Annotated in this window: 4 protein-coding genes and 1 pseudogene; 1 reads left to right on the top strand and 4 read right to left on the bottom strand. The window is 38.3% G+C overall.

Annotation, left to right across the window (positions count from 1 at the left end; all coding sequences use genetic code 11):
- Nucleotides 1–64: 64 nt before the first annotated feature.
- A complete protein-coding gene (locus F6K15_RS36830; protein WP_293070934.1) occupies nucleotides 65–1,603 on the top strand; it encodes an AbgT family transporter in 1,539 nt (512 codons plus the stop codon).
- Between the two features lie 365 nt (nucleotides 1,604–1,968).
- On the opposite strand, the pseudogene F6K15_RS36835 reads toward F6K15_RS36830, so the two are convergent.
- The 4 genes and pseudogenes from F6K15_RS36835 to F6K15_RS36850 form a co-directional block, all read right to left on the bottom strand.
- Nucleotides 1,969–2,463 (bottom strand): annotated as a pseudogene (locus F6K15_RS36835) (transglutaminase family protein); the annotation flags it as partial.
- Between the two features lie 600 nt (nucleotides 2,464–3,063).
- Entirely contained in the window at nucleotides 3,064–5,616 is a 2,553-nt protein-coding gene (locus F6K15_RS36840; protein WP_293070936.1) for an XDD3 family exosortase-dependent surface protein, read from the bottom strand.
- A 397-nt stretch (nucleotides 5,617–6,013) separates the two neighbouring features.
- On the bottom strand, nucleotides 6,014–6,163 hold the full coding sequence (locus F6K15_RS36845; RefSeq protein ID WP_293070938.1) for a hypothetical protein: 150 nt from the start codon (nucleotides 6,161–6,163) through the stop codon (nucleotides 6,014–6,016).
- Between the two features lie 279 nt (nucleotides 6,164–6,442).
- Nucleotides 6,443–8,017, bottom strand: a complete 1,575-nt coding sequence (locus F6K15_RS36850; protein ID WP_293070940.1) for an EAL domain-containing protein — start codon at nucleotides 8,015–8,017, stop codon at nucleotides 6,443–6,445.
- Nucleotides 8,018–8,073: the final 56 nt, after the last annotated feature.

An 8,073-nucleotide genomic window follows, 5' to 3' on the forward strand; every position in this document is an offset into this window, starting at 1 on the left:
TCCTTCTTCCTTCCTATAGTATGATGGAAAATTGTATTTTTCATCTCAAAAGGAAACATTCAAAATGACAGAAACATCGCCCCCAGAACAGTCTAAAAACTTGGGTATAGTTAATCAAATACTTATTTTTATTGAAAAAGTTGGCAATAAACTGCCAGATCCCATTACATTATTTTTCTATCTTTCTATAGCAGTAATTTTGATTAGCGCGATCGCTAATTTGACAAATCTCTCTGTCGTACATCCTGCCACTAAAGAAACTATTCAAGCAGTCTCTCTGTTTACTCCTGAAGGTATCCGTAGAATAATTACTGAAGCGGTGAGTAACTTTGTTAATTTCCCTCCCCTGGGTACTGTACTTGTAGCAATGTTAGGGGTAGGAGTCGCAGAGTCTACAGGGTTAATTTCTGCTCTACTGCGTCAGGTAGTATTAGTTGCTCCGGCAAAATTTATTACTCCAGCAATTATTTTTTGTGGGGTAATGTCTAATCTTGCATCTGATGCTGGATATGTGGTTTTAACCCCTCTTGCTGCTTTAGTATTTTTAGCATATAAACGTCATCCAATAGTAGGTTTAGCTGCTGCTTTTGCCGGAGTTGCTGGAGGTTATAGTGCTAATTTATTAATTGGAACTATCGACCCTTTATTAGCAGGAATTACTGAAAATTCGGCTCAATTAATTAATTCTGAATATACAGTTAATCCAGCAGTAAACTATTATTTTATGGTAGTTTCTACATTCGTTATTACTTTAGTTGGTTGGTATATTACGGATAAAATTGTCGAGCCTCGCTTTGGTAAATATGATGGGGAAATTAATCAAGAAGAAATTCAAGAATTGACTGCTGCTGAACGAAAAGGTTTACGTTGGGCTGGATATTCTTTATTGGCTTTCGTAGCACTTTTATTAATATTAGTTTTACCTCCTGAAGGAATTTTGCGCGACCCAGAAACTTTAACTATTATACCTTCTCCTTTTTTCCAAGGAATTGTACCAATAATAATGGTAGGATTTATTCTCCCTGGTATTGTCTATGGAAAAGTAGCAGGTACAATTCAGAGCGATAAAGATATTGCTCAAGGTATGACTCAGGCTATGAGTTTAATGGGTTATTATATTGCTTTATCATTTTTTGCTGCTCAATTTGTCGCTTATTTTGGTTGGAGTAATTTAGGAATTATCTTAGCTATTAATGGTGCAAATTTTCTCAAAGCTACTGGTTTTACTGGGTTGCCTTTGCTCATAAGTTTTATAATTGTTAGTGGTTTTATTAATTTATTTATTGGTTCTGCATCAGCTAAATGGAATATTATGGCTCCGGTATTTGTGCCAATGTTAATGTTAGTTGGTTATACACCAGAATTGACACAAATGGTTTATCGAATTGGAGATTCTACAACTAATATTATTACGCCTCTAATGCCTTATTTTCCAATAATTGTTGCCTTTGCTCAGAGATACGATCAAAAGACAGGAATGGGAACCTTAATTGCTACAATGCTGCCCTATTCCTTAGCTTTCCTAATATCTTGGTCAGCTTTATTTATTATCTGGTTTATTTTCGGAATTCCCATTGGACCTGGAGCGGTAATTAGACTTTGAAATAGCACTCAGCGGTCAGCTATCAGCAATCAGCTTCTCAAGGTGTATAATGAGTGGTTAAAACTTAGTTTTTTTTCGTAACTACCTACTTAGCTATCTTTAGTCATCTAAAGATGACTTCTGCTTTCTAGCCAAGAAATTTGTTGCTGATTCTGGGTATGATGCAAGCCCCCCGAGCAAGCCAAAATTGGGGGGAATAAAACTCTAAAAGTCCCCCAAAATTGGGGGATTTAGGGGGCTTTACCAGAACCAAAAAATCGCACATTCATACTTCTAATTCAGCAACGCCGAAATTTATTTCTTGACGGATGACATGGCTTTACCTTGAGAAGCTGATAGCTGACCGCTGACTGCTGACTGCTATTTCAAGAAATAGCGATCGCCTCTGATTCATCTACTTTTTTATTTTCTTGAACATCAGAAATATCTTCTACAAATAAATATTGATTATTAATTTCAACTGTGCCAAATAAAGTGGCAAAAGAAACATCAGCAGCATCTCTACCTGTACTAATTCTAATAATATTTGTTAGTGATACCAATTTAGTTGGGTCAAACAAATACCAGCGGTCGCCTAAATAAGCTTCAAAACAAGCATGAAAATCTGGAGGATTAAGATTATAAGCATAAGCAGAAACAAAACGAGCCGGAATATTTAAAGTCCGACAAAAAGCAATTCCTAAATGAGCAAAATCACGACAAACACCCGCCCTTTCCGTAGCAGTATCAAAAGCTGAAGTTTGAGAATTTGTACTGCCAAATAAATATTTTACCTTTTCATAAATCCAGTCACAAATCATCATTACCCGAGAATAACCAGGACTTAAACTACCAAATTCTGATTGTGCTAAACCAAATAATAAATCGGTAATTGTTTTAGGATTTTAAGGAGTAGGGAAAAAAATATTAATCTTAAAACTGTACCTCATTACCCTAAAAACTGCTGTAATTATCCGAACATGATATAACACAAAAAAGGAAGGAGAATTGAGTAGATATCATATAACTCTCTCCTTCCGATTGAATAAAATCACACACAAACCTAAATTTATTAACAGGACTTACGCAGAAACTCTATATATAGAGAGGGCGAATGCCATTCGCCCCTACAGATGGTGGTTTGACAGTCAATTTGCGTAAGTCCTGATTAAATCAAACGCTGATAAAAAAATAATAATTAGTCAAATATTAATTTCAGTCTTAAAGTACATTTTTATTCCATTTCTACCGAATGCCTTGCCTAATATCAAATCCGGTTGAATACTTATTATATAGTTGTGGTAGATGGGGATAGAAACTGTATAACCGGATTTTATATGAGTAGAAAATCTGCTGATAGTAAAACGAAGAATGAAAGACCGAAGGAGCGAAAAATATTGCATTGTCTGAATTTTAAACTTTTGATATGTCTGCACCCTTTCCTTTGATATGTCTGCTCCCTTCCCTTCGACTGCTATAATTTAGTCTTGGCGATGGCGACGCAGAGCAGCAAAACCACCTCCGATAGCAGCAATTAAACCCAAGACTGAAGACGGTTCAGGCACATCCATAGCTATCACCTCTTCAGCACCTATAACTTCTTCAGGAGAAGTAGGAATGCCACCAGGGTTTTCGAGAGTCCGCACACCGAAACGTTCCTCAAGCTCTTGTTCCTTCTGATTTTCTACTTCAGCAGCAGCTAGAGATTCCCTCATCTGCTCCCGTCTTTCCTGTGCAATTGCTTCGTCGCGAACTTGAGCTATTTCCGTTTCAATTTCCAAGAGCAGTTCATCTTTCTGGTTGATTTGCTCCTGTTGCTGTGCTAAACTGTTATTCCGATTGTTCAATGCCTGGTTGCGACTGTTGATATCTTCTTGCTTGGCAACAAGTTCGTTGTCGCGGGCAATTTCATTATTCTCTTGTACTCGGTTTCGATCTCTGCGGGCACGGTTAAATCGTTGTGATTCTTCACTGAGGCGAGCATATTCGGTACCAACGGTTTTCAGTGTCCCCTCTACAGCCACATCATAGGTAGTGTAACCACTAATGTTACCGTCTTCATCATAATCTGGAATCTGCACAGTTACCTCATCGGGACCGTAAACCTCTTGATTGCCATTATCATCAAATATTGGGCGATTGCTATTTTCAGCATCTGCTCTCAAGACATCATTGAAATATTGGTCAGCTCCATCAAACAGAGTATCTAGAGACACCTCGGGGTTGTCAACTTCATTGATGAGTGCTTGGGTACGAGCAATATCGCTTTCGTAAAAGGCACGGAGTTCCTCTTTCTGGATCTCATTGAGGCTGTCATCAGTCTCAATAGCTGCCTGTTCCTGTTCTGCATTAGCTTTAACTGCTTCAAGTCGCTCGCGCAGGTCGTTGGTTGCGTAGAAATTCTCTAGATTTTTCTCCAGTTGTGGCTTGAGAGCTTGGGCATCATTAAGTTCTGTTACCAAGTCATCTATACTGTTTTGCTTCTGGTTAATTTGTGTCTGGTATTGCTGAATTTCTGCTTGGCGGTCTTGTTCAACTTCAGATTCAAAGTCGGCTAAAACCTGGCTAAACAGAGTCAGCTCCTGCTCTTGCTTGGCTGGGCTGCCGTCACCACGCAGTTCTATCCAATCACCACCGTAGGCTTCTTGTACAGCAAGCTTTTGAGGTAATTCCAGATTGTCCCAGTTATTTTCTTGCTTGTATACTTCCCAAGCTTCTTTTTTGGGGGCAAGTTCTGCAACAGCTTCGTAAGCTTGCTCAATGTTTCCATTTGGATTTCTCCTAGCTATAGCGATCGCTTCTGCTTCGCTAGGAACCTCATTCAGTTTAGTTGTTAGTGCATCACGTTCATTTGTAGCATCAGTGATTTGTCCAGGAATTTCATCGATGATTTCGTTGACTTCATCAATTTGTTTGAGGATTTTGTTGCGGTCGTTGCGCTCTCTTTTAACTACATTGTTGGCTTCTCCGCCGGGACTGTATCTAGCAGCTCGCCATAGTTCACTGTTGCGGTCATTACGCTCTTGTTTCAGGTTATTGGCTTCTTCACTTGCAGTTTGACTGCGGGTATCATAGATATCTGCCTGTGTTTGGTGAGCATTAGCTTGTGCTTGGTAGTCATCAGCTTGACCTTGGTAAGTGTTGGCTTGCTCTTGTGTCTCAGCGATATTTGTGTCGTATACTGCCAATTCTTCATCCCAACCTTGGGAACCCCAGTCGAAACCATATCCTTCAGCAATGCCTTTCAGAGTGCCGATATCCTTTGGTAGTGGTGCGGGTTCTGGAGGAACTATGGCATCAAGGTTAAATTTAAAGCCTATAATTTCGCTGCCACTGACTGTGTCTCTATCGAGTCCGGCTGCAGTGAGGTCGTCGAGGGTCAACATTTCAAAGCCATCGTCCTCCACTTTTTGGCCTCCAGAAATTACGTTGTAGCCAGTGCCATCGCCGTTAAAGTAAGAGTTATTAACACCGAGGTCGCCGTAGAAGTTACTGCTGCTAGAATCAACCATGGCAGCATAGTTATTGTAGGTACGATGTCCGAAGTTGTTCATACCTACACCTTTTGCTGCTACGTTCTGATATACACCTAGCCCTGCATGAGCTCCAGAATCTGAACTACCAGAGAAGTGAATACCGTAGAGATTTCCGGATTCCATGGAGTCTTGGAAGTTGTCACCACCTGGGGTAAAGAATAAGTCACCGTGGAAAATTGGATCGACGTTGCGGTCGTAACCTGCGCCTGTTCCGGGTAAGTTACTGCCAATGGCAACGAAGACTTCATTACCGTTTTGGAAAACTCCCATTCCTGTAATATCATAGGTGCTGCCGTCAGTCATGTCTCCAATGGCATCTTGACTGTATTGCCATCCATTCTGAGAGTCTAAGAATAAAGCTGTTCCATCATTATTACATTCTAGAAATAGGCTAAACATTCCACTTGTCAAACCTATACCCTGTGCGCTTTGTCCTGCTCCATTTAATAGTAAGGCAGCGATCGCTAAACTTGTAGTAGTTGTATAAACTTTTTTCATAATTTAAGACTTCCGAATAATTTCTTTTCTTTACTGTTCTCAGTATATGAAAAAAGATGTAAATTATAATTCACCCAATCGGGTGAATTATAATTCACCCAATCAGGTTAATTGATTTGAAATTAAGTATTTACAACAGTTTTAGCTTTGATCTCGCTTGTGTTAATTTTAGTATAAATACCGTATTTTTAGTAGCATTTTATACAATTTTACTGTAATGTATTTGAAACAATTTTAAAGAATGCATTATATCAAGTAACATTAATTAACCGCAATGTAGGGACGCTCAACAGGAAGTCCCTACAAGGGTTTCGGAGAAGATTGATTTGTTTACTAGAAATGTCTACAGGCAGTTAACAACCTTCTTCCAGAGTAAATAATTATTTTTAACCATCCCTCATATATTTTGCTTCCGCTTAATATCTACTGAAATTCCTCGTAACTGTTGCCAAGAAATACTTTTTTTGGCTAAATTTTGATGAATAACTGGCAACCAACTAACTTTTGGTAGTCGTTGTTTATTGCCTGAGTTTTCTATATATAGCAATGAGCGCTGGCATATTTACAAATTGCAGGAGAGGCAAAATAGCTAAAAGTCTTATATTATCGGCAATTTATTCCCCCAGATGAGCTGTTGCTTTCCGGAGCTGTTGCCTGCGCACAGCGCTATATTTTTGTACTTCGAGGCGAGCTTCTTTTACAGAACGATATAAAGATAAATCTTCAGTATTAATATTTCTTTGTCCTGTGAAAAATTCTAGAAAAGAGAGGATTAATTCACTTGTTATAAGACAATTTGAAGTGCGGAATGTGGGTTAAATAGTTCTTAAACAGAAAACTCAAGTGGACTTGGTTTGTGAAGATAAAAGCCTTGACCATAATCTATTCCTAAACTACTGACTTTGTTGAGAATTGACTCTGTTTCTATATATTCAGCTATTACTTTTAAATTCATTGCCCTGCCAATATGATGAATACCTTCTACTATTCCTTGAGTGACAGTATCTTTTTCCATCTTCTTAATCAACATCCCGTCTATCTTGAGATAATCTACTGGCAAGTTTGTGAGATAAGAAAGAGAAGACATTCCTTTGCCAAAATCATCTAAGGCAAAACTACAACCAACTTGTTTGAGAGACTGAATAAATTTTGCCGCTTTATCTAAATTAGTAATAGCTATAGTCTCAGTAATCTCAAAACAAATTTTTTGGGGGGGCACTTCAAAACAGGCAAATTGATGTTCGATAAATTCTAGAAAATTGCTATCGTTGATGCTAGCACCAGAAAGATTAACAGTAAAAATACAATCTTGGTATGAATTATCAATTTTCTGCGAAGACAGCAAATATAGTAGATTTTTTACGACCCAACGGTCAATTCTTGGCATTAGATGATAGCGCTCCGCTACTGGTAGGAAAGCAGCTGGTGAAACAATTTTACCTGAAGGATATCTCAATCTGAGCAAAATTTCATAAAGTCTTGCTTGTACTCCTTCATGCAATGGGAAAATTGCTTGTGAAAACAGACAAAAACTGTTTTCTCTTAGAGCATCTCGTAGTTGTGTAACTAAATTAATTTCTTGCTGTTGTTTCTCTTGAGTTTCCATACATACATAATAAATCTCTATGCGGTTTCTGCCAGAAGTTTTAGCATTGTAGAGAGCTGTATCTGCTGCTTTTAGCAATCTCTCTGGATTAGATGTTTTGGAGCAATTGCTATCTGCAACTCCTAAGCTACTTGTTACCCATTGACTGGTTGCTGAAGCTTGATGAGGAATTTTTAAAGCTTCAATTTCTGTTCTGATATTTTCTGCCACCTTAAGTGCTCCTTCCATGGGGGTATTGGGCAACACAACTACAAACTCTTCTCCACCATATCGAGCAACAAAATCTCCTGGTCGTTTGACTGTCGCTTGAATAGCTTTAGCTACTTGTTGCAAACATTTGTCTCCCTGTTGATGACCATAGGTATCGTTATAAGGTTTAAAGTAGTCTATATCTAACATAATAATTGAGATGAGAGCTTCCTCCCGCGCCAACCTTTTCCATTCTTGTTCAAATTTTTGCTCAAAATGACGACGGTTAAACACTCCTGTTAAATCATCAATATAAGCAATTGCTTCTAATTCTTGATTGAGTTTTTCTAAGCGTTGATAAAGTTGAGCTTGTTGAATAGCGATCGCTGTCTGAGCTGCCAAGCGTCTTAATAAGTCGGTTTCCGATATTTCCCACTCTCTATTTTCTCGACAATGATGAGCTATTAATAACCCCCATACATTAATTTCTGATTTGTCTTTGTCAGTATGATTTTTGTTTTCAGTTTCGTTTGTAATTAAGATAGGTAGCACTATATTTGCTTTCACCTGAAGAACCCTGAGCATATCGATATGACATTGTGGCATCCCCGATTGATTAATATTATTAATAATACTAAAATAACCTTGTTTTCATCAATTCC

This window comes from Okeania sp. SIO2B3, from assembly GCF_010672525.1.
Classification (GTDB): Bacteria; Cyanobacteriota; Cyanobacteriia; order Cyanobacteriales; family Microcoleaceae; genus Okeania.

Excerpts from the sequence above, each read along its gene's own strand:
- F6K15_RS36830 (WP_293070934.1), top strand. The coding sequence starts at position 65 with ATGACAGAAACATCGCCCCCAGAACAGTCTAAAAACTTGGGTATAGTT.
- F6K15_RS36840 (WP_293070936.1), bottom strand. The coding sequence starts at position 5,616 with ATGAAAAAAGTTTATACAACTACTACAAGTTTAGCGATCGCTGCCTTA.
- F6K15_RS36850 (WP_293070940.1), bottom strand. The coding sequence starts at position 8,017 with ATGCCACAATGTCATATCGATATGCTCAGGGTTCTTCAGGTGAAAGCA.